This is a genomic window from Metapseudomonas cellulosilytica (genome assembly GCF_049334135.1).
Classification (GTDB): Bacteria; Pseudomonadota; Gammaproteobacteria; order Pseudomonadales; family Pseudomonadaceae; genus Metapseudomonas.
Genome location: NZ_JBHZGN010000040.1, coordinates 1 through 18,520, shown reverse-complemented (window position 1 = coordinate 18,520; position 18,520 = coordinate 1). Strand labels below are relative to the sequence as shown.

The following is an 18,520-nucleotide window of genomic DNA, read 5'->3' as shown; positions in this document are numbered from 1 at the left end:
CCTGTCATTCGGCGCGTAGGGTGGAAATCCCTTCGGGGATTTCCACCATCGGTGTCGTGCACCGCCTGGATGGTGGATAGAAAAGCGCTATCCACCCTACACGGCTAGGCAAGGCCTCCAATCCTGTGGGGGCGATTTCAATCGCGAAAGAGGCGTGCCGTTGTTGGCAAACGCAGCCCTCCGGGCTGCTTCGCGAATGAATTCGCTCCTACAGCATGGGTGAATGTGGCTTTCGGCCAGTGTCCGGCTGTCCAATCTGCAACGTGCAGTTTCGACTGCCCGGGGCTATTCCACTGCCAACCACCAGGTACCAAGGAAGATGAGCCAACACTCGCAATTCGCCCTGCTGGGCACGCGGCGGTTCCTGCCGTTCTTCGTGACCCAGCTGCTCGGCGCCTTCAATGACAACATCTTCAAGCAGTCGCTGATCCTCGCCATCCTCTACAAGCTCGCCATTTCAGGGGACAAGAGCGTTTTCACCAACCTCTGCGCACTGCTGTTCATCCTGCCGTTCTTCCTGTTTTCCGCCCTGGGCGGTCAGTTCGGCGAGAAGTTCGCCAAGGACGCGCTGATCCGTGCCATCAAGCTGGCGGAGGTGGCCATCATGGCGGTGGGCGCCCTGGGGTTCTTCTTCGACAGCCTGCCGCTGCTGTTCCTGGCGCTGTTCGCCATGGGCACACACTCGGCGCTGTTCGGCCCGGTGAAGTATTCGATCCTGCCGCAAGTCCTGCAGGAGAACGAGCTGGTGGGCGGCAACGCCCTGGTGGAGATGGGCACCTTCCTGGCCATCCTCGCCGGCACCATCAGCGCCGGCATCATGATGTCCGTGGAGCGCTACGAGCCGGTGGTGGCCTGCGCCATTGTCATTACCGCCAGCCTGGGCTACCTGGCCAGCCGCGGCATTCCCCGCGCGGCGGCGGCGCTGCCGGAGCTGAAACTGGACTGGAACATCTTCCGCCAGTCCTGGCGGATCATGCGCCTGGGGCTCGGCCAGCGGCCATCGGTGTCGCGCTCCCTGGTGGGCAACTCCTGGTTCTGGTTCCTCGGTGCGGTCTACCTGACCCAGATCCCGGCCTATTCCAAGGAGCTGCTGCATGGCGACGAGAGCGTGGTCACCCTGATCCTCACCGTGTTCTCGGTGGGCATCGCCCTGGGTTCGATGCTCTGCGAGCGGCTGTCCGGCGGCAAGGTGGAGATCGGCCTGGTGCCCTTCGGCTCCATCGGCCTGACGCTGTTCGGCCTGCTGCTCTGGTGGCATTCGGGCGAGTTCCCGCAGGGCGCGGTTCCCCATGACTGGCTGGCCTTGCTGGGGCATGGCCAGGCCTGGCTGATCCTCGCCGATATCCTCGGTATCGGCCTGTTCGGCGGCTTCTACATAGTGCCGCTCTACGCCCTGATCCAGGCTCGCACGGCAGAGAACGAGCGGGCGCGGGTGATTGCCGCGAACAACATCCTCAACGCGCTGTTCATGGTGGTGTCGGCGATTGCCTCGATCCTTTTCCTCAGCGTCGCCGGGTTGTCGATCCCCGAGCTGTTCCTAGTGGTGTCGCTGATGAACATCGCGGTGAACAGCTACATCTTCAAGATCGTTCCCGAGTTCACCATGCGCTTCCTGGTCTGGCTGCTCGGCCATTCCATGTACCGGGTGGAACACAAGGGGCTGGAGGCGATTCCCGAGGAAGGGCCGGCGGTGCTGGTGTGCAACCACGTGTCCTTCGTCGATGCCCTGCTGATCGGGGGCGCGGTGCGGCGGCCGGTGCGCTTCGTCATGTACTACAAGATCTACCAGCTGCCGGTGCTGAACTTCATTTTCCGCACCGCCGGGACCGTGCCCATCGCTGCGCGCCATGAAGACCTGCTGGTCTATGACGCGGCCTTCAAGAAGATCGCCGAGTACCTGAACAATGGCGAGGTGGTATGCATCTTCCCCGAGGGCAAGCTGACCTCCGACGGTGAACTGAACGAGTTCAGGGGCGGTATCGAGCGCATTCTCGAGGAGAACCCGGTTCCGGTGATCCCGATGGCGCTGCAGGGCCTCTGGGGCAGTTTCTTCAGCCGCGACCCGGCCAAGGGCGTCTTCCGCCGTTTCTGGTCGCGCATCCGCCTGGTGGCCGGCGCGCCCATGTCGCCGGAATCGGCCGATCGCCAGGCCCTGCAGGTGCAGGTGGCCGAGTTGCGCGGCGACGCGCGCTGAAACGAAAAAGCCCGCCAATCGGCGGGCTTTTTCATGGGGGGATCAGTGACTGAGCTTGAGCCCGATCAGGCCGCTGATGATCAGCATGACACTGAGCAGGCGCACCAGCGCCATGGACTCGCCGAACAGGATGACCCCGGCGATCACAGTGCCGACCGCGCCAACGCCGGTCCAGATGGCGTAGGCGGTGCCGAGCGGCAGCTCCTTCATGGCAAGGCCCAGCAGGCCCAGGCTGACGAGCATGGCGGCGACGGTGAGGGCGGTGGGGAGCGGCTTGCTGAAGCCTTCGGTGTACTTCAGGCCGACGGCCCAGCCCACCTCGAACAGGCCGGCGAAGAAGAGAATGATCCAGGACATGGTGACCTCCACAGGGACGACAGATTGAACTGGGGCCGTCCCCGGTGAACACTCGCAGAGTGGTAAGGTCGTCCTTACGCTGCGCAGTATTTTGCACATCCTGACCATTTGGGCAAGTCCGCCAGGCCGGGCGGCTGTGGGAAAAGGCGTCAGTCGGTATGCGGTTCTTCCTTCACGCGCCGGAACCAGGTGGAAAGCAGGGAGCCGGAAATGTTGTGCCAGACGCTGAACAGCGCGCTGGGCACGGCGGCCAGAGGCGAGAAGTGCGCGCTGGCCAGGGCGGCGCCGAGGCCGGAGTTCTGCATGCCCACTTCCATGGCCAGGGCCTTGCGCTGGGCCAGCGGCAGGCCGAACAGGCGGCCGGTGAAGTAGCCCAGGAGGAAGCCGAAGCCGTTGTGCAGGATGACCACCGCGAGGATCAGCAGGCCGGACTCGGCGATTCGTGCCTGGCTGGCGGCCACCACTGCGCCGATGATGACCACGATGCAGCTCACCGAGACCAGTGGCAGCACTTCCACCGCCTGCTGCTGCCGCCGGCCCAGCAGCCGTTGCGCCACCAGGCCGAGGATGATGGGCACCACCACCACCTGGAGGATCGACCACAGCAATCCGGTGAAGGACACCGGCAGCCAGGCCGAGGCCAGCAGCCAGATCAGCGCCGGGGTGAGCAGCGGCGCCAGCAGCGTGGTGACGGCCGCAATCGCCACCGCCAGGGCGAGGTCGCCGCGGGCCAGCCAGACCATCACGTTGGAGGCGGTACCGCTGGGGCAGCAGCCCACCAGGATCACGCCCACGGCGATCTCCGGGGGCAGGCTCAGCAGCTCGCAGAGCAGCCAGGCCACGCCGGGCATGATCACGAAATGCGCCACCGCGCCCAGGGCGACCCGCCAGGGGCGGCGGGCCACCTCGGCGAAATCGTGGCGCTTGAGGGTCAGGCCCATGCCGAACATCACCACGCCCAGCAGCGGCACTATGGCCTCCTTCAACGGCAGGAAGAGGCCAGGCTGGTAATAGGCGATCACCGCGAAGAGCAGTACCCAGAAGGCAAAGGTGTTGCCGGCGAAGCGGCTCAGGGCGGCCAGTGCGCGCATGGGGAGTCCTTGTCAGGAGAGCGCGCGCCCGGCGGACCGGGCGCGGACGGGCGTCAGACGCCCTGGGGGATTTCTTCGCCGCCGAGGGCTTCGAAGAGCTGGGGAATGAACTCCACCAGGGTGAGCATCATCAGGGTGAAGCTGGCGTCGAGCTGGCTGAGGGAGTCGTCACCGCCGTCCTGCTCGGCCTTTTCCTGCAGCAGGTCCTCGAAGCGCAGGCGCTTGATCACCAGCTTGTCGTCGAGGATGAAGGACAGCTTGTCCTGCCAGGCCAGGGACAGCTGGGTGACCAGCTTGCCGGAGGTCAGGTGCAGCTGGATTTCGTCGCTGGTCAGGTCCTGGCGCTTGCAGCGCACCACGCCGCCGTCTTCGTCGGTGTCGCGCAGTTCGCACTCGTCCAGCACATAGAAGTCGCTGGCGGCTTCCTGGGTCTGGACCCACTGGGTGAGGGTGGCGGTGGGGGCGATCTTCACCGAGGCGGGGCGCACCGGCAGCGAGCCGATGGCTTCGCGCAGCGTGGAGAGCAGGTCTTCGGCGCGCTTCGGGCTGGAAGCGTCCACCAGGATCAGGCCCTGGGCCGGGGCGATGGCGGCGAAGGTGGCGGATTTGCGGATGAAGGCGCGTGGCAGGAAGCTCTGGACGATCTCGTCCTTCAGCTGGTCGCGCTCCTTCTTGTAGACCTTGCGCATCTGCTCGGCTTCGATCTCGTCGACCTTCTCCTTCAGTGCATCACGCACCACGCTGCCGGGGAGGATGCGTTCCTCCTTGCGCGCGGCCACCAGGAAGAAGCCTTCGCTGACGTGCACCAGCGGCGCATCCTGGCCTTTGCCGAAGGGCGCCACGAAACCGTAGGTGGTCAGCTCCTGGCTGGCGCATGGGCGTGCCGGCTTGGTGGCCAGCGCGGCTTCCAGCGCCTCGGCATCGATGTTCAGATCCTGGGTGAGGCGGTAGACAAGCAGGTTGCGAAACCACATAGGGGGAAAACCTCCGGACACAAAGCGCGCATTATTCTCATCGGGAGGCTTCCGGCTCAACCCTGAGCTAAGCCTTTGGAAGGCCTGAAATTTTTTTTTCGAAAGGGGCTTGCCAGGGTAGGGATACCTCTCTAGAATGCGCCCCACTTCGAGAGTGAAGGGTGATTAGCTCAGCCGGGAGAGCATCTGCCTTACAAGCAGAGGGTCGGCGGTTCGATCCCGTCATCACCCACCAATTTCGCAGTTACGCGCAGCGGTAGTTCAGTCGGTTAGAATACCGGCCTGTCACGCCGGGGGTCGCGGGTTCGAGTCCCGTCCGCTGCGCCATATTCAAAAGCCCTCAGGTAAATGCCTGAGGGCTTTTAATTTAGAGTGAGATCCCTTGTTGGATCTCATCCGGGTGATTAGCTCAGCCGGGAGAGCATCTGCCTTACAAGCAGAGGGTCGGCGGTTCGATCCCGTCATCACCCACCATTTTCGCGATACACGCAGCGGTAGTTCAGTCGGTTAGAATACCGGCCTGTCACGCCGGGGGTCGCGGGTTCGAGTCCCGTCCGCTGCGCCATACAAAAGCCCTCAGGTAGCGATACCTGGGGGCTTTTTCTTGCGCCTGGGAAATGTCCGGTAATTCCGACAACATTGCTTACGTGATGCGGCGTAAGTCGCTGAACTTATCGCCAAGTCTCTGTTCCTATTGCCCATAGCCACTAGTTGCGGCGGCCTGATAAGCTCGCTGCTCCATCGTATTGCCATCACGGCGACAGACAAGGATTCAGCATGAAACAACATCGGTTGGCAGCCGCTGTGGCCCTGGTGGGCCTGGTTCTCGCGGGCTGCGACTCGCAGACCAGCGTCGAACTCAAGACCCCGGCCCAGAAGGCCTCCTACGGTATTGGCCTGAACATGGGCAAGAGCCTCGCCCAGGAAGGCATGGACGACCTCGATCCCAAGGCTGTCGCCCAGGGCATCGAAGACGCCATCGGCAAGAAGGAGCAGCGCCTGAAGGACGAAGAGCTGGTCGAAGCCTTCGCTTTCCTGCAGAAGCGTGCCGAAGAGCGCATGACCGCGCTGAACGCCGAGAACGCCAAGGCCGGCAAGAAATTCCTCGAAGACAACGGCAAGCGCGAAGGCGTGGTGACCACCGCCTCCGGCCTGCAGTACGAGATCGTGAAGAAGGCCGAAGGTCCGCAGCCCAAGGCCACCGACGTGGTGACCGTCCACTACGAAGGCAAGCTGACCGATGGCACCGTATTCGACAGCTCCATTCAGCGTGGCAGCCCCATCGACCTGCCGGTCAATGGCGTGATCCCGGGTTGGGTCGAAGGTCTGCAGCTGATGCACGTGGGTGAGAAGGTCAAGCTCTATATCCCCAGCGAACTGGCCTACGGCGAGCAGAGCCCGAGCCCGGCCATTCCGGCCAACTCGGTGCTGGTGTTCGACCTGGAGCTGATCGGCATCAAGGATGCTGCCGCTGACAAGCAGTAAGCGGAAGTTTTCCCGATAACGCCCCGTCCCGACGGGGCGTTTTCGTTTCCGCTGTGGTCCCGCTTGAGCCGCAAGCCGGCCTTTCGGTCACAACGCGAGTGGCGCAATGGGAAAGTGTTACGGTTATGCACATGACCGGGTGGCCACGCGTGTGTCGAGTGCGACCTGTAGTCGCATTGCGGACCCACTGGTCAAATGCTTGATTTTGCTGGTCTTTTGGTAGTGGGTAAAATTTGCCCGATCTGACGCGGAGCCCCATGTCATGGGCCTTTTCCCGAATCTGTGAAAAACTGTTCACAAGGTTATCCACAGAAATCGTGGATAACCGCGCCGAGCGCTCTGGACCAAGCTTCTGCCGAGGAATACCGATGAACGCACCCTGGAATTTCCAGCGTTACCTGACTTTGGCCCAGCGTTTCCTCGCCGGGGGGCGTTTGCCGTCGCTGTTGCTGGCGGTGTCCCGCAAAAGCGCGAACCAGAGCGGTCGGTTGGGGACGGTGAAGGATGACCTGCGACTGTTACTGTCCTTGGCCAATGCCTGGTTACGCGGCGAGTACCGGCAGATCAACCCGAAAGCCTTTCTCGCCGTGGTGGGTGCCCTGCTTTATTTCGTCACTCCCCTGGACGCCTTGCCGGATTGGCTGGTGGGCATGGGCTTCATCGATGACCTGGCGGTGCTGGCCTGGGTATTGAAGACCTGGGGTGGTGAACTGGATGCCTTCCGCGCCTGGCGCGCGGCACAGACGCCGGAGGTGCGGGCGGCCCTGGAGCGCCTGCCGGCCCCCGACGCCTAACGGACCTGCAGTCCGGCTCGCCGCTGTTCACCCTGCAGCAGGCGGTCGAGTTCGCCGCTGTCCCGCAGGCTCTGCAGTGCGACGTCCAGCCGCTCGGCGGGAACCGGGAGATGGCTGCCGTAGGCGCAATGCAGCAGGTAGCGATCGACGACCCACGGGCTGAACACCACGGCTGGATTGGGGTGTAGCGCCAGTTCATAGGTGAGGGAGCGGCGCATGTCGATCACGGCGTCGAGGCGCTTGCGGCTGAGCAGGTTCAGGCGGGTGTCGAGGTCACGTACGTCCTTGCGCACCACCTCGTTGTTCGCGAAGGCTTCCATCAGCGGCATGCTGTAGGCGTAGCCCAGGCTGGTGCCCACCACCTTTCCGCGCAGGTCGCTCAGGCCGGCGATGGGCGGTGAGTCACGATGCTGCAGCAGCACATCTTCTTCTTCGAGCAACGGCGGCGACCAGTGATAGGTCGAGGCGTCCATCATCCATTCGGGATTGGAATTGCAGATCAGGTGAATGCGCCCGCTCCTGAGGGATTCCTCGATTCGCTTGTTGGGGGTTTCGACGAAGCTCACCTGCACCGAGAGGTCCTTGGCGATGCGTTCGCCCAGGCGCTGGATGAATCCGCCGAGCAGTACGTGATCGCTCACGTCCACATAGGGCATGCCGTCCGCCGGGCCGAAGCCCCAGCGTAGCTCTTCGGCCGGCAACAGCCCGGGCCAGAGGCTGGCAAGTATCCAGAAAACCACATGAAAATGCCGCGTCACGAGCCTTCCCCCGCCTGGTGGACGCAGTATAGTTCACCCTCTGCGGGCGCTCGGCCTGATAATATGGCCGCCTGCATGGAGGTGCTGAAGCAGTCGGCACTGCGTTCCACGGGGAGCTTCAATGAGTGTGCAAGTGATCATGCGTGACGGCCAGGCGGAGTACGCGGTACTGCCCTGGGCCGAGTACCAGGCGCTGTTGCGCGCCGCCGGCCAGGCCGCTGCCGAACCGGCTGCTGAAACCACCAGGACGGCGCTCGGGCAACTGAAGTCGCTGCGCGAGGCCCAGGGGCAGAGCCTGGAGCAACTGGCCCGCGCCGTGGGCATCAGCCCTCACTATCTGGGGTTGATCGAGAGTGGCGAGCGCGAGCCTGACGAAGCCATCAAGCGCGGCCTTGCCCGCGTACTCGGGGTAGCCGGCTGGGAGTCCGGATCTTGAGCCTGCGTATCAGCCGCCAGCATTGGCAAGCCCTGTTGGATGAACTGGAGGACGCCCGCCGTCAGCGCCACCTGCTGACCTATCGGGCGTTGATCGAGCGCCTGCAACTGCCGTCCCCGGCCATGCAGACCCTCACCGCCGCCCTCGAACACCTGGCTGCCCTCGATGCCCGCGCCGAGCGTCCGCTGCGTAGCTCCCTGGTGATCAGCCAGGGCGCCAGCCGGCTGCCGCGCACGGGTTTCTTCGAGTGCGTCGAGCGTCTGGGCCGCTTCTCCGGTCCGCCGGATGGCACCGCCGCTGCGTCCTGGCATGCCTCCGAAGTGGTGCGGGTCTTCGAGTTCAGTTATCCCGAGGAGCAGTGATGCTCTGGAGGCTGCGGGCGCGGATCGGCTACCAGGTGGCGCGCTGGCTGATGCGCTTCCCCAAACTGGTGGCGCACCCCCGCGCCTGGCAGTGGATGCAGGGCCAGTACGCGCGTATGGCTGCCCAGGGCGACGTGGCGGCCCAGAGCTTCTACGGCCACCTGTTGCTGCATCGCGGGCAGGGGTTCGGGGTGCGGGAGGAGGGTATTCGCCTGCTGCGCCTGGCGGCCCGCTCCGGTGACGGCAAGTCTGCCTACCAGTTGGGCATGCTGAGCCTTGCCGGCGATCCCCGGCAGGCGCCGGATGCGGCCGAGGCCGCACGTTGGTGGCGTCTGGCCGCCGATGCTGGCCACCCGTTGGCCGCGCGCAAGCTGGCCGATCTTTACCGCGACGGCGGGCCGGGCCTGGCGCCCGATGCCGATGCCGCCGAGCAGGCGGCCCGTCGGGCTGCCGAACTGGGCCTCTGAACGGCTTCCCACGCGCAGCGGCGCTTTACTCCGCATCCATGACATAGAGGCTGTAACCCGGCATGGCCTTGGCGTGGCGCTTGGCTTCCGAGGCCAGCCCGGCCAGTTGCGAGGCGTCCAGCCGGGTGCCGTCTTCCGGCTTGAGGGGCACCACGCCGATGGAGAGGGAGAGCAGCGGAAACTCTTCGCGCTGGCCATGGCGATTGTGGGCGACGAAGCAGCCGGCCTGGAGGTGATCGCTGCGGTAGAAGCGCCGGCATTGACCCTGGAAATCCTCCAGCAGATGGTTGAGGCGCATGCGCCAGTCCTCGGAACCCAGAACCAGCATGAAGTCGTCGCCGCCGATGTGACCGACGAAGTCCCGCGCCGGGTCCACCCGTTCGCTGAGGCACTGGGCGAGGCAGAGCAGCACCTCGTCGCCCCTGGCGTAGCCGTAGAGGTCGTTGAAGGGCTTGAAACTGTCGATGTCCACATAGCAGATCACTGCCTGGCGGCGCTGCTGCAGCAGACGGGTCAGGCACTGCTGGATGGGCACATTGCCCGGCAGCAGGGTCAGCGGGTTGGCGTGGCGGGCCTGCTGGATCTTCAGCTCGGTGATCAGCTTGAGCAGGTCGATCACCCGGCCTAACCCCCGGTAACACCCGTCGAGAACGATGATGAAGTCTTCCTCGATGCGCTGCCGGGCGCGGCTGGTGATGAGCCGGCTGACCTGTTGCAGTGATTGCCCCATCTCCACGGCCAGGAAATCCGTGCTCATCAGGCGACTCACCGGCTTTCGCGTGAAGAGGTCAGTGGCGAAAGGTTTGAGCAGGGCTTCCGATAGCAGGTGGCGATGGACGATGCCCACCGGTTGCTGAAGGGAATCCAGTACGGCCAAGGAGTTGAGGTTGGCCTGGGCACGGAAGGCCTCCAGCACTTCATGGATCGGCGTGTCCTGATGCACGGCCGGCTGTTCGCTGAGAAGGGCGGAGAGATCGCTGTTCTCCTCGCCGATGCCACCAACCGACTCCATTGCCGGTAATAGCGCGCGCGCATCGCGGGACGGGTGTTCCTGGGGGCGGCCGAACAGGTAGCCCTGGACCAGGTCGATGCCCATTTCCGCGAGCACCGCCAGCTCTTCCGGCAGTTCGATGCCTTCGGCAATGACCTGGGCGCGGGACGCCCTGGCCATTTTCAGGATGGATTCGACGAACTCGCGTTTCACCGCGTCCTGGTGGATGCCGTCGATGAAGTGGCGGTCGATCTTCACGTAGTCGGGTCGCAGTTCGGACCACAGGCGCAAGCTGGAATAGCCGGCGCCCAGATCGTCCAGGGCGATGGAGAAGCCCATGGCACGGTAGTGGTGCAGGGCGGTGTCCAGCAGGTTGAAGTCCTCGGTGGGAGTCTGCTCGGTGAGTTCGATCACCACCCGGCTGGGCGGGAGACCGAAGGCCTGAAGCATCTTCAGGGTGCGACCCGGCTGGTGCGCCGGGTCCAGCAGGGATTCGGGGGAAACGTTGAGGAACAGCAGGCCGTCGAGCTCCAGATCCTTGAAACGACGGCACGCGTTCTTGCGGCAGGCCATTTCCAGTTCACTCAGGCGCCCCGCATGGCGCGCCACGGCGAACAGCGTCATCGGGGAATGCAGCGGGCTGTTGGAAGGGCCGCGGGTCAGGGCTTCGTAGCCGAAGATGCGCCGTTCCGACAGCGACAGGATGGGCTGGAACAGGCTATGGAGGTCGCCGTGAGCGAGGATCGGGCCCAGTGCGCTCAACTGCTCGGTGACGGTCATGGTGTTACTCGTGAAAAAGAGTGGGGCCGCATATGCGGCCCCGGGATTTCACGACAGTTGTGTGACGGCGTTATGACATCATTTAATGTTTTGCCACCGCCGCGTTCAGGCCCAGGTAGTCCAGGAGGATCTGTCCGGTTTCGGTGAGGTAGGCGTCATCTTCCGGCTTGGTCTTTTCTTCTTCCACCGGCACGGCGTCTTCGTCTTCGGTCTTCAGTTCCTTCAGGAGTTCCTCGCCCTTGGCCTTGCGGCGGGCATTCTCCATCGCCAGTTGCTTGGCTTCGATGTCCGTCTGCTCGGCGCGGCGCTTGGCCTCGCTGAGGCTGACCACGGTGTCCTTCATCAGCGTCTGCGCCATCTCCAGGCGCTCGCGGCTGTAGACGAAGTCCGGGTTCTGCGCGGTACGCGCATCATGGCGTGCCTTCAGTTCGGCGAGGAAGGGTTTGAAGGGGTCGAGTTCGGGCTTGATCGCCGGGCGGATGCTGTCCCAGGGCATGGCCTCGGGCAGCGCGCTTTCACCGATCTGCTTGGTGTCTACCACCGAGGGGTACTCGATGTCCGGCAGCACGCCCTGGTGCTGGGTGCTCTGGCCGGAGACACGGTAGAACTTGGCCAGGGTCAGCTTCAGCTCGCCATGGTTGAGCGGCTGGATGGTCTGCACGGTGCCCTTGCCGAAGGTCTGGCCACCGATGATCAGCGCGCGGTGGTAGTCCTGCATGGCGCCGGCGAAGATTTCCGAGGCCGAGGCGGACAGGCGGTTGACCAGCACGGCCATCGGGCCGGTGTAGTAGGTGCCGGTGTTCTCGTCGGCCAGCACGTCGACGCGGCCGTCGCTGTTGCGAACCAGCACGGTCGGGCCCTGGTCGATGAACAGGCCGGTCAGCTCGGTGGCTTCCTGCAGGGAGCCGCCGCCGTTGTTGCGCAGGTCGATGACCACGCCGTCGACCTTCTCCTGCTGCAGTTCGCCGAGGAGTTTCTTAACGTCACGGGTAGTGCTCTTGTACTCGGGGTCGCCGGCACGGAAGGCCTTGAAGTCCAGGTAGAAGGCCGGCACCTCGATCACGCCGAGTTTGAACTTGCTGCCTTCATGTTCGAGGTTGAGGACGGATTTCTTCGCCGCCTGCTCCTCCAGCTTCACCGCCTCGCGGGTGATGGCCACCACTTTGCTGGTCTGGTCGTTCGGCGCATTGCTGGCCGGGATCACTTCCAGGCGCACGATGGAGCCTTTCGGGCCGCGGATCAGTTTGACCACTTCGTCCAGGCGCCAGCCGATCACGTCGACCATCTCGCCATTGCCCTGGGCAACGCCGACGATCTTGTCCGCCGGGGCCACCTGCTTGCTCTTCTCCGCCGGTCCGGCCGGCACCAGGCGCACCACCTTCACGTACTCGTTGTCGCTCTGCAGCACGGCGCCGATGCCCTCGAGGGACAGGCTCATGTTGATGTCGAAGTTCTCCGCGTTGTCCGGGGAGAGGTACTGGGTGTGCGGGTCGTAGGTCTGCGCGAAGGCGTTGATGTAGGCCTGGAACACGTCCTCCCCGCGGGTCTGGTCGAGGCGCGAGAGCTGGTTCTTGTAGCGCTTGATCAGCAGCTCCTGAATGGCCTTGGGCTCCTTCTTGGCGAGCTTCAGGCGCAGGACTTCATCCTTCACGCGCTTGCGCCAGAGGTCGTCCAGGGCGGCGCGGTCCTTGGCCCAGGGCGCCTTCTCGCGGTCGGTCTCGAGGCTTTCGTCGACGTTGAAGTCGATCTTGTCGACGCCTTTCTCGAGCATTGCCAGGGCGAAGTCCAGGCGCTCCTTCAGACGGTCCAGATGACGCTTGTAGATGACGAAACCGGGCTCGAGGTCGCCGCTCTTGAGCAGGTCGTCGAAGCGGGTGCGCCATTTGTCGAATTCAGCGATGTCGGAGGCGGTGAAGTACATCCGTGCCGGGTCGAGGAGCTTGAGGTAGCCCTCGTAGATCTTCACCGAACGCTCGTCGTTGAGCGGCGGCTTGTTGTAGTGGTGGCGCTTGAGCAGCTCCACCACGTTGAGGCTGGCGATAACCTGTTCGCGGTCGGGCTGAAGGGCGTCCCAACTGTTCGGGGCGGTTGGGGCAGCGTGCAGCGGCAGGACGCTGACGCTGAGAGCCAGGGCGAGTGCGGAACTGATCAGGGAGCGCTTCATGCTGATTCGACGTTGGGACTGGTGATAACGCATATTAGGCCGTATTTGAGAGCGCCAGGTTCCCAGGGCGCAAAGCGGAAGCCCGGCAGAGCCGCCGGGTCTGGACCAAGCTCACTATGGAGGCACCGTGAAGGCATTGCAAGGCGTCGAGGGACGCGTGGAGTGGGGGGAGCGGGCCAGTCCGGCCTGTGACGTGGGACAAGTGCGCATTCGGGTGGCCGCGGCCGGCCTTAACCGCGCCGATCTGCTGCAACGCGCGGGGCTTTATCCACCGCCGCCGGGGGCTAGCGACATCCTGGGCCTGGAAGCGTCCGGGGTGATCAGCGAGGTCGGCGCCGGCAGCGGCACCTGGCAGGTGGGCGATCGGGTCTGCTGCCTGCTGGCCGGTGGCGGCATGGCCGAGGAAGTGGTGGTGGATGCGCGTCACGTGCTGCCGGTGCCGGAGGGCCTGTCCCTGGCCGAGGCCGCCGCGCTGCCCGAGGTGTATGCCACCGCCTGGCTCAACCTGTTCCAATTGGCGGCGCTCAAGCCCGGCGAGAAGGTGCTGTTGCACGCCGGCGCCAGCGGTGTCGGCTCGGCCGCGATCCAGTTGTGCAAGGCCTTCGGCAACCCCTGCTGGGTCAGCGTCGGTTCCGCCGAGCGCCTGGCCTACTGCGAATCCCTCGGCGCCCAGGGGGGCGCCCTGCGTGGCGAGGGCCTGGAAAGCCTGCGCGATTTCGGTCCCTTCGACGTGATCCTCGACCCGGTAGGCGGCAACTACGCCAGTCTCAACCTGGCCCTGGCCGCCACCGATGGCCGCTGGGTGAACATCGGCCTGATGGGCGGACGCAAGGCCGAACTGGACATGGCCTTGCTGCTGGGCAAGCGGGTGCAGTTGATCGGCTCCACGCTGCGTAGCCGCGACGAGCAGTTCAAGGCCGACCTCATCAGCGACCTGCGCCAGCATGTCTGGCCGCTGTTCGCGGAGGGCCGCCTGCAGCCGCGGTTGGAAAAGGCCTTCCCGGCCAGGAACGCCGAGGCGGCCTTCGAGACCCTTGCCAGCAACAAGGTGGAAGGAAAACTGGTGCTTCTGCTGGATGAAAGCCTGGGCTGAGGCACCTCTCCTGGACGCTGCAGCCCACGGGTGGCGCGGCGTCCAGGTCAAGGATTGAAGTACTCAATCAATCTGATGCCCTCAATCAATATGATCTTTTTGGAATAACCCCATAGTCTTCGTCGGGTAAATTTTCTAACCCAACGAGGACGTTGCGATGTCTCTGATCAACACCGAAGTCAAACCGTTCAAAGCCACCGCCTATCACAAGGGCCAGTTCGTCGAAGTGACCGAAGCCAGCCTGAAGGGCAAGTGGTCCGTTGTGTTCTTCTACCCGGCTGACTTCACCTTCGTCTGCCCGACCGAACTGGGCGACCTGGCCGACAACTACGCCGAGTTCCAGAAGCTGGGCGTGGAGATCTACGGCGTGTCCACCGACACCCACTTCACCCACAAGGCCTGGCACGACACTTCCGACACCATCGGCAAGATCCAGTACCCGCTGGTCGGCGACCCCACCTGGATCCTGTCGAAGAACTTCGACGTACTGATCGAAGAAGCCGGCCTGGCCGATCGTGGCACCTTCGTGATCGACCCGGAAGGCAAGATCCAGATCGTCGAGATCAACGCCGGTGGCATCGGCCGTGACGCCCAGGAACTGCTGCGCAAGGTCAAGGCCGCCCAGTACGTGGCCGCCCACCCGGGCGAAGTCTGCCCGGCCAAGTGGAAGGAAGGCGAAGCCACTCTGGCGCCCTCTCTCGACCTCGTCGGCAAGATCTAAGTTCTCTGCTCCAAGCGGGCGGCGCTAGCCGTCCGCTCTGCATCAAAGCCCCTCGCCCGTACTGGCGGATGAACCTTGTCCGCCGAGGGGCACTCATGCCCGCAATAAAGGAATTCGCACATGTTGGACGCCAATCTCAAAGCCCAGTTGAAGGCCTACCTCGAAAAGGTCACCCAGCCGTTCGAGATCGTCGCTTCCCTCGATGACGGCGACAAATCCCGCGAGCTGCTCGGGCTGCTGCAAGACATCGTCGGCCTGACCGACAAGATCACCCTGAAGACCGATGGCAGCGACGCCCGCCGCCCGTCGTTCTCGCTGAACCGCCCGGGCGCGGATGTTTCCCTGCGCTTCGCCGGAATTCCCATGGGCCACGAGTTCACCTCCCTGGTGCTGGCCCTGCTGCAGGTGGGCGGCCATCCGTCCAAGCTCGCCAGTGACGTGATCGAACAGATCAAGGTCATCGAGGGCGAGTTCAACTTCGAAACCTATTTCTCGCTGTCCTGCCAGAACTGCCCCGATGTGGTGCAGGCGCTGAACCTGATGGCCGTGCTCAATCCGAACATCCGCCATGTCGCCATCGACGGCGCGCTGTTCCAGGATGAAGTGAACGAGCGCCAGATCATGTCGGTGCCGAGCATCTACCTGAACGGCGAGCTGTTCGCCCAGGGCCGCATGGGCGTGGAGGAAATCCTCGCCAAGATCGACACCGGCGCCGCCGCCCGCGATGCCGAGAAGCTCAACGCCAAGGCCGCTTTCGACGTGCTGGTGATCGGTGGTGGCCCGGCCGGCGCCTCCTCCGCCATCTACGCGGCGCGCAAGGGAATCCGCACCGGCGTGGCCGCCGAGCGCTTCGGCGGCCAGGTGCTGGACACCATGGCCATCGAGAACTTCATCTCCGTACGGGAAACCGAGGGCCCGAAGCTGGCCCGCGCCCTGGAAGCGCACGTCAAGCAGTACGACGTCGACATCATGAACCTGCAGCGCGCCACCGCCCTGGTTCCGGCCAAGGCCGAGGGCGAACTGCATGAGGTGAAGTTCGAGAGCGGCGCGAGTCTCAAGGCGAAGACCGTGATCCTCTCCACTGGTGCCCGCTGGCGCGAGATGAATGTCCCCGGCGAGCAGGAATACCGCGGCCGCGGCGTGGCCTACTGCCCACACTGCGACGGCCCGCTGTTCAAGGGCAAGCGGGTGGCGGTGATCGGCGGCGGCAACTCCGGTGTCGAGGCGGCCATCGACCTGGCCGGCATCGTCGCCCATGTCACCCTGATCGAATTCGACGACAAGTTGCGCGCCGATGCCGTGCTGCAGAAAAAGCTCGGCAGCCTGCCCAACGTCACCATCATCAAGAGCGCGCTGACCACCGAAGTGAAGGGCGATGGCCAGAAGGTCAACGGCCTGGTCTACAAGGACCGCAGCACCGACGAGCTGCGTACCCTGGAACTGGAAGGCATCTTCGTGCAGATCGGCCTCCTGCCCAACAGCGATTGGCTGAAGGGTGTGGTGGAGCTGACTCCGCGCGGCGAGATCATCGTCGATGCCAAGGGCCAGACCAATGTGCCGGGCGTGTTCGCCGCCGGCGACGTGACCACTGTTCCGTACAAGCAGATCGTCATCGCCGTGGGCGAGGGCGCCAAGGCATCGCTGAGCGCCTTCGATCATCTGATCCGTACGACCTGATTTACTCAGCTTGGTGTGCTGAAGTGGCGGAGGCCCGCAAGGGTCCTCCGCTTTTTTTATGTCTGCGCGGCTTCCCTGTATCCTTCGCGCTTTCGATCTTCAAGCGGCAGGGCTCCTCTCGTGAAACAGCAACTTATCGAATTGATCGGCGCAATCAGCTCCGGCTGCATGGCCGAGGATGAGATCCAGCGCGTCGCCGATGAAGCGGCCCAGGCCTACGCCGATGCAGGCGCCTTCCTCGCCGCCAACCCGGATATCAACTACGACGACAGTTTCCCCATCCCCCTCGGCGAATGGGTGGTGGTGGGTAGCCTGCCGGAAACCGTGCTGTTCCAGGCCGACACTTACGACCAGCTGTTTCAGCAGGTGGTGGACTCCTTCGGCCCCAGCGTGAATTTCGTACTCAAGCCCAAGCAACTGGTGAAGGTGGAGCCGCTCAAGGCGCTCAACCGTATTCAGGTGCAGATGGGCAGCCTTTACCCGGAGAAGGGCGGCTATGTGCTGGTGGACTTCAGCGAGCCGCTGGACGACGAGCTGCAGTGCGTGCTGGTCTACAAGAACGACTTGGAGAAGGTCATGCAACTGGCCGTGGACGTCGGCATCTATGCCGCGCCGGCCTATGAGGCATTGAAAGCCGCGATGGAGGAAGGCGACGACTGAGTCGCCGCCCGCTCTGGCCCGCTTTCGTAGGGTGGACCACGCTTCACCGGTCCACCATCGGTGTTCGGTCTGGCCGCGATGGTGGATAGAAAAGCGCTATCCACCCTTGAACGATGTCCGGCGCTTACAGTTGATAGCCGTAGGACTTGATCACTTCCGCAGCCTTCGGCCCCTTCAGATAATCCACCAGCGCCTTGGCGGCCGGATTGGATTCACCCTTCTTCAGGATCAGGGCGTCCTGCTTGATCGGCTCATGCATCTCGGCCGGCACGATCCAGGCCGAGCCGCTGGTGATCTTGCCATCCTTGTACACCTGGGACAGCGCCACGAAGCCCAGTTCGGCATTGCCGCTGGAAACGAACTGCAGCGCCTGGCTGATGTTCTGGCCCTCCACCAGTTTGGGCTTCACGGCCTGGGTCAGGCCCAGCTTGTCCAGCACCTGGCTGGCGGCCAGGCCGTAGGGGGCGGACTTCGGGTTGGCGATGGACAGGTGCTTGTACTGGCCGGTCTTCAGCACTTCGCCCTTCGCGTCCACGTAGCCGTCCTTGGCCGACCAGAGCACCAGGGTGCCGATGGCGTAGGTGAAGCGCGAGCCGGCGACAGCGTCGCCCTCCTGCTCCAGCTTGGCCGGGGTGCTGTCGTCGGCGGAGAGGAAGACCTCGAAGGGCGCGCCGTTCTTGATCTGGGTATAGAACTGACCGGTGGCACCGTAGGCGGCGACCAGCTTGTGGCCGGTGTCCTTCTCGAAATCCTTGGCGATGGCCTGGATCGGCGCGGTGAAGTTGGCGGCGACCGCCACCTGGACTTCCGCGGCCGAGGCGCTGCCCAGGGCGAACAGGGTGATGAGCGCGGCAGCGGCGCGGGTAAGGCGATGACTCATGGGGTGACTCCTGGTGGATGGGCTGTTCTTGTTCGAGTTTCGCTATGTAAAAAACTATATAGCGAAGGCGGGCATTCTTTTTGGGATTTGACTTTAAAGTCAAGTTTCGCTCTGATGCGCACCTTCCCGCTGCCGGTATCGCCAACCATTTCGGTCGGTTTCGAATGTTCGCCTATCGCTATATACAAAACAATACAGCGAATGCTGGCAGGAGGGGGAGGCTCGCAGAACCATCCACAGGAGTAGAACAATGAGAATGTCGCCCCTACAGGGACGTGATGCCTTGCACGGATAGCTCCCCTCTCCCTTTGGGATAGGGGCTGGGGAAACCGGATCCCGCTCGGTGCCTGGCCACGTTGGGCTTCGCTGCGCTCAGCGCCAACCTACGGGGCCGCTGCGCGGCCCTTCGCGAATGAATTCACCCACAGGGAGCGCGCCAGGGCCGGACGCCTGCACGGACAGCCCCTCTCCCTTCAGGGAATGGGTTGGGGTGAGGGATTGCTGATGGGTCGTAGATACCGTCTTGCCCCTTAGTGGGCAAGGGCCAGTTTCGGATCGAATGGCCGACCCGATTTCAGCACGCCATAGGCGATGTGCAGCAGCTTGCGCATCGCCGCGCAAACGATCTGCTTGCCC

17 protein-coding genes, 4 tRNA genes and 1 pseudogene are annotated in these 18,520 nt (G+C 64.0%); 14 read left to right on the top strand and 8 right to left on the bottom strand.

Annotation, left to right across the window (positions count from 1 at the left end):
* Window positions 1-319: 319 nt before the first annotated feature.
* Window positions 320-2,194: an MFS transporter gene (locus tag ACFW0H_RS28865; RefSeq protein ID WP_422917266.1), complete on the top strand. Its 1,875-nt coding sequence runs from the start codon at window positions 320-322 to the stop codon at window positions 2,192-2,194.
* Between the two features lie 42 nt (window positions 2,195-2,236).
* On the opposite strand, the gene sugE is transcribed toward ACFW0H_RS28865, so the two are convergent.
* From sugE to rdgC, 3 genes are all read right to left on the bottom strand, one after another.
* The gene (gene sugE, locus ACFW0H_RS28860; RefSeq protein ID WP_422917265.1) at window positions 2,237-2,551 is read right to left on the bottom strand and encodes a quaternary ammonium compound efflux SMR transporter SugE; all 315 of its coding nucleotides are present in this window, start codon (window positions 2,549-2,551) and stop codon (window positions 2,237-2,239) included.
* 149 nt (window positions 2,552-2,700) lie between these two features.
* Window positions 2,701-3,642, bottom strand: a complete 942-nt coding sequence (locus ACFW0H_RS28855; protein WP_422917264.1) for a bile acid:sodium symporter family protein — start codon at window positions 3,640-3,642, stop codon at window positions 2,701-2,703.
* A 53-nt stretch (window positions 3,643-3,695) separates the two neighbouring features.
* Window positions 3,696-4,616, bottom strand: coding sequence for a recombination-associated protein RdgC (gene rdgC / locus ACFW0H_RS28850; protein ID WP_422917263.1), 921 nt, complete (start codon window positions 4,614-4,616; stop codon window positions 3,696-3,698).
* Window positions 4,617-4,775: 159 nt separating this feature from the next.
* On the opposite strand from rdgC, the gene ACFW0H_RS28845 reads away from it, so the two are divergent.
* The 6 genes from ACFW0H_RS28845 (at window position 4,776) to ACFW0H_RS28820 (ending at window position 6,895) form a co-directional block, all read left to right on the top strand.
* Window positions 4,776-4,851: transfer RNA gene (locus ACFW0H_RS28845), tRNA-Val, on the top strand.
* Window positions 4,852-4,866: 15 nt separating this feature from the next.
* A tRNA-Asp gene (locus ACFW0H_RS28840) sits at window positions 4,867-4,943 on the top strand.
* 71 nt (window positions 4,944-5,014) lie between these two features.
* Window positions 5,015-5,090 (top strand) — tRNA-Val (locus tag ACFW0H_RS28835).
* A gap of 14 nt (window positions 5,091-5,104) precedes the next feature.
* A tRNA-Asp gene (locus tag ACFW0H_RS28830) sits at window positions 5,105-5,181 on the top strand.
* 212 nt (window positions 5,182-5,393) lie between these two features.
* A complete protein-coding gene (locus ACFW0H_RS28825; RefSeq protein WP_422917262.1) occupies window positions 5,394-6,101 on the top strand; it encodes an FKBP-type peptidyl-prolyl cis-trans isomerase in 708 nt (235 codons plus the stop codon).
* Window positions 6,102-6,469: 368 nt separating this feature from the next.
* Window positions 6,470-6,895 carry a YkvA family protein gene (locus ACFW0H_RS28820; RefSeq protein ID WP_422917261.1) on the top strand — a complete coding sequence of 142 codons (426 nt, stop codon included), beginning with the start codon at window positions 6,470-6,472 and terminating at the stop codon, window positions 6,893-6,895.
* Here ACFW0H_RS28820 and ACFW0H_RS28815 read toward each other — a convergent pair.
* On the bottom strand, window positions 6,892-7,551 hold the full coding sequence (locus tag ACFW0H_RS28815; RefSeq protein ID WP_422917284.1) for a substrate-binding periplasmic protein: 660 nt from the start codon (window positions 7,549-7,551) through the stop codon (window positions 6,892-6,894). The genes ACFW0H_RS28820 and ACFW0H_RS28815 overlap by 4 nt on opposite strands.
* A gap of 223 nt (window positions 7,552-7,774) precedes the next feature.
* Here ACFW0H_RS28815 and ACFW0H_RS28810 point away from each other — a divergent pair, with 223 nt between their 5' ends.
* Genes ACFW0H_RS28810 through ACFW0H_RS28800 form a run of 3 tightly spaced genes read left to right on the top strand, consistent with a single transcriptional unit; the run spans window position 7,775 to window position 8,918 of the window.
* On the top strand, window positions 7,775-8,089 hold the full coding sequence (locus ACFW0H_RS28810; RefSeq protein WP_422917260.1) for a helix-turn-helix domain-containing protein: 315 nt from the start codon (window positions 7,775-7,777) through the stop codon (window positions 8,087-8,089).
* Complete coding sequence (locus tag ACFW0H_RS28805; RefSeq protein WP_422917259.1) at window positions 8,086-8,451, top strand: hypothetical protein; 366 nt, start codon at window positions 8,086-8,088, stop codon at window positions 8,449-8,451. Before ACFW0H_RS28810 ends, ACFW0H_RS28805 begins: the two co-directional genes overlap by 4 nt.
* On the top strand, window positions 8,451-8,918 hold the full coding sequence (locus ACFW0H_RS28800; protein ID WP_422917258.1) for a tetratricopeptide repeat protein: 468 nt from the start codon (window positions 8,451-8,453) through the stop codon (window positions 8,916-8,918). The genes ACFW0H_RS28805 and ACFW0H_RS28800 overlap by 1 nt, the downstream gene beginning before the upstream one ends.
* 25 nt (window positions 8,919-8,943) lie before the next feature.
* Here the strand turns inward: ACFW0H_RS28800 and ACFW0H_RS28795 are convergent, their stop codons facing one another.
* Both ACFW0H_RS28795 and ACFW0H_RS28790 read right to left on the bottom strand, forming a co-directional pair.
* Window positions 8,944-10,689 carry a bifunctional diguanylate cyclase/phosphodiesterase gene (locus ACFW0H_RS28795; RefSeq protein ID WP_422917257.1) on the bottom strand — a complete coding sequence of 582 codons (1,746 nt, stop codon included), beginning with the start codon at window positions 10,687-10,689 and terminating at the stop codon, window positions 8,944-8,946.
* A gap of 82 nt (window positions 10,690-10,771) precedes the next feature.
* On the bottom strand, window positions 10,772-12,853 hold the full coding sequence (locus ACFW0H_RS28790) for a carboxy terminal-processing peptidase (protein ID WP_422917256.1): 2,082 nt from the start codon (window positions 12,851-12,853) through the stop codon (window positions 10,772-10,774).
* Between the two features lie 127 nt (window positions 12,854-12,980).
* On the opposite strand from ACFW0H_RS28790, the gene ACFW0H_RS28785 reads away from it, so the two are divergent.
* From ACFW0H_RS28785 to ACFW0H_RS28770, 4 genes are all read left to right on the top strand, one after another.
* Complete coding sequence (locus tag ACFW0H_RS28785) at window positions 12,981-13,946, top strand: NAD(P)H-quinone oxidoreductase (RefSeq protein ID WP_422917255.1); 966 nt, start codon at window positions 12,981-12,983, stop codon at window positions 13,944-13,946.
* A 157-nt stretch (window positions 13,947-14,103) separates the two neighbouring features.
* Window positions 14,104-14,667, top strand: a complete 564-nt coding sequence (ahpC, locus tag ACFW0H_RS28780) for an alkyl hydroperoxide reductase subunit C (protein ID WP_422917254.1) — start codon at window positions 14,104-14,106, stop codon at window positions 14,665-14,667.
* Between the two features lie 120 nt (window positions 14,668-14,787).
* Window positions 14,788-16,344: an alkyl hydroperoxide reductase subunit F gene (gene ahpF / locus ACFW0H_RS28775; RefSeq protein ID WP_422917253.1), complete on the top strand. Its 1,557-nt coding sequence runs from the start codon at window positions 14,788-14,790 to the stop codon at window positions 16,342-16,344.
* A gap of 120 nt (window positions 16,345-16,464) precedes the next feature.
* Window positions 16,465-17,004 carry a hypothetical protein gene (locus ACFW0H_RS28770; RefSeq protein WP_422917252.1) on the top strand — a complete coding sequence of 180 codons (540 nt, stop codon included), beginning with the start codon at window positions 16,465-16,467 and terminating at the stop codon, window positions 17,002-17,004.
* Window positions 17,005-17,128: 124 nt separating this feature from the next.
* Here the strand turns inward: ACFW0H_RS28770 and modA are convergent, their stop codons facing one another.
* Both modA and ACFW0H_RS28760 read right to left on the bottom strand, forming a co-directional pair.
* Entirely contained in the window at window positions 17,129-17,884 is a 756-nt protein-coding gene (gene modA, locus ACFW0H_RS28765; RefSeq protein ID WP_422917251.1) for a molybdate ABC transporter substrate-binding protein, read from the bottom strand.
* A gap of 530 nt (window positions 17,885-18,414) precedes the next feature.
* Window positions 18,415-18,520 (bottom strand): annotated as a pseudogene (locus ACFW0H_RS28760) (IS110 family transposase); the annotation flags it as partial.

Excerpts from the sequence above, each read along its gene's own strand:
- ACFW0H_RS28825 (WP_422917262.1), top strand. The coding sequence starts at position 5,394 with ATGAAACAACATCGGTTGGCAGCCGCTGTGGCCCTGGTGGGCCTGGTT.
- ACFW0H_RS28790 (WP_422917256.1), bottom strand. The coding sequence starts at position 12,853 with ATGAAGCGCTCCCTGATCAGTTCCGCACTCGCCCTGGCTCTCAGCGTC.
- sugE (WP_422917265.1), bottom strand. The coding sequence starts at position 2,551 with ATGTCCTGGATCATTCTCTTCTTCGCCGGCCTGTTCGAGGTGGGCTGG.
- ACFW0H_RS28795 (WP_422917257.1), bottom strand. The coding sequence starts at position 10,689 with ATGACCGTCACCGAGCAGTTGAGCGCACTGGGCCCGATCCTCGCTCAC.
- ACFW0H_RS28815 (WP_422917284.1), bottom strand. The coding sequence starts at position 7,551 with ATGCCCTATGTGGACGTGAGCGATCACGTACTGCTCGGCGGATTCATC.
- ACFW0H_RS28865 (WP_422917266.1), top strand. The coding sequence starts at position 320 with ATGAGCCAACACTCGCAATTCGCCCTGCTGGGCACGCGGCGGTTCCTG.
- ACFW0H_RS28820 (WP_422917261.1), top strand. The coding sequence starts at position 6,470 with ATGAACGCACCCTGGAATTTCCAGCGTTACCTGACTTTGGCCCAGCGT.
- ACFW0H_RS28855 (WP_422917264.1), bottom strand. The coding sequence starts at position 3,642 with ATGCGCGCACTGGCCGCCCTGAGCCGCTTCGCCGGCAACACCTTTGCC.
- ahpF (WP_422917253.1), top strand. The coding sequence starts at position 14,788 with ATGTTGGACGCCAATCTCAAAGCCCAGTTGAAGGCCTACCTCGAAAAG.
- ACFW0H_RS28800 (WP_422917258.1), top strand. The coding sequence starts at position 8,451 with ATGCTCTGGAGGCTGCGGGCGCGGATCGGCTACCAGGTGGCGCGCTGG.
- modA (WP_422917251.1), bottom strand. The coding sequence starts at position 17,884 with ATGAGTCATCGCCTTACCCGCGCCGCTGCCGCGCTCATCACCCTGTTC.
- ACFW0H_RS28810 (WP_422917260.1), top strand. The coding sequence starts at position 7,775 with ATGAGTGTGCAAGTGATCATGCGTGACGGCCAGGCGGAGTACGCGGTA.
- rdgC (WP_422917263.1), bottom strand. The coding sequence starts at position 4,616 with ATGTGGTTTCGCAACCTGCTTGTCTACCGCCTCACCCAGGATCTGAAC.
- ahpC (WP_422917254.1), top strand. The coding sequence starts at position 14,104 with ATGTCTCTGATCAACACCGAAGTCAAACCGTTCAAAGCCACCGCCTAT.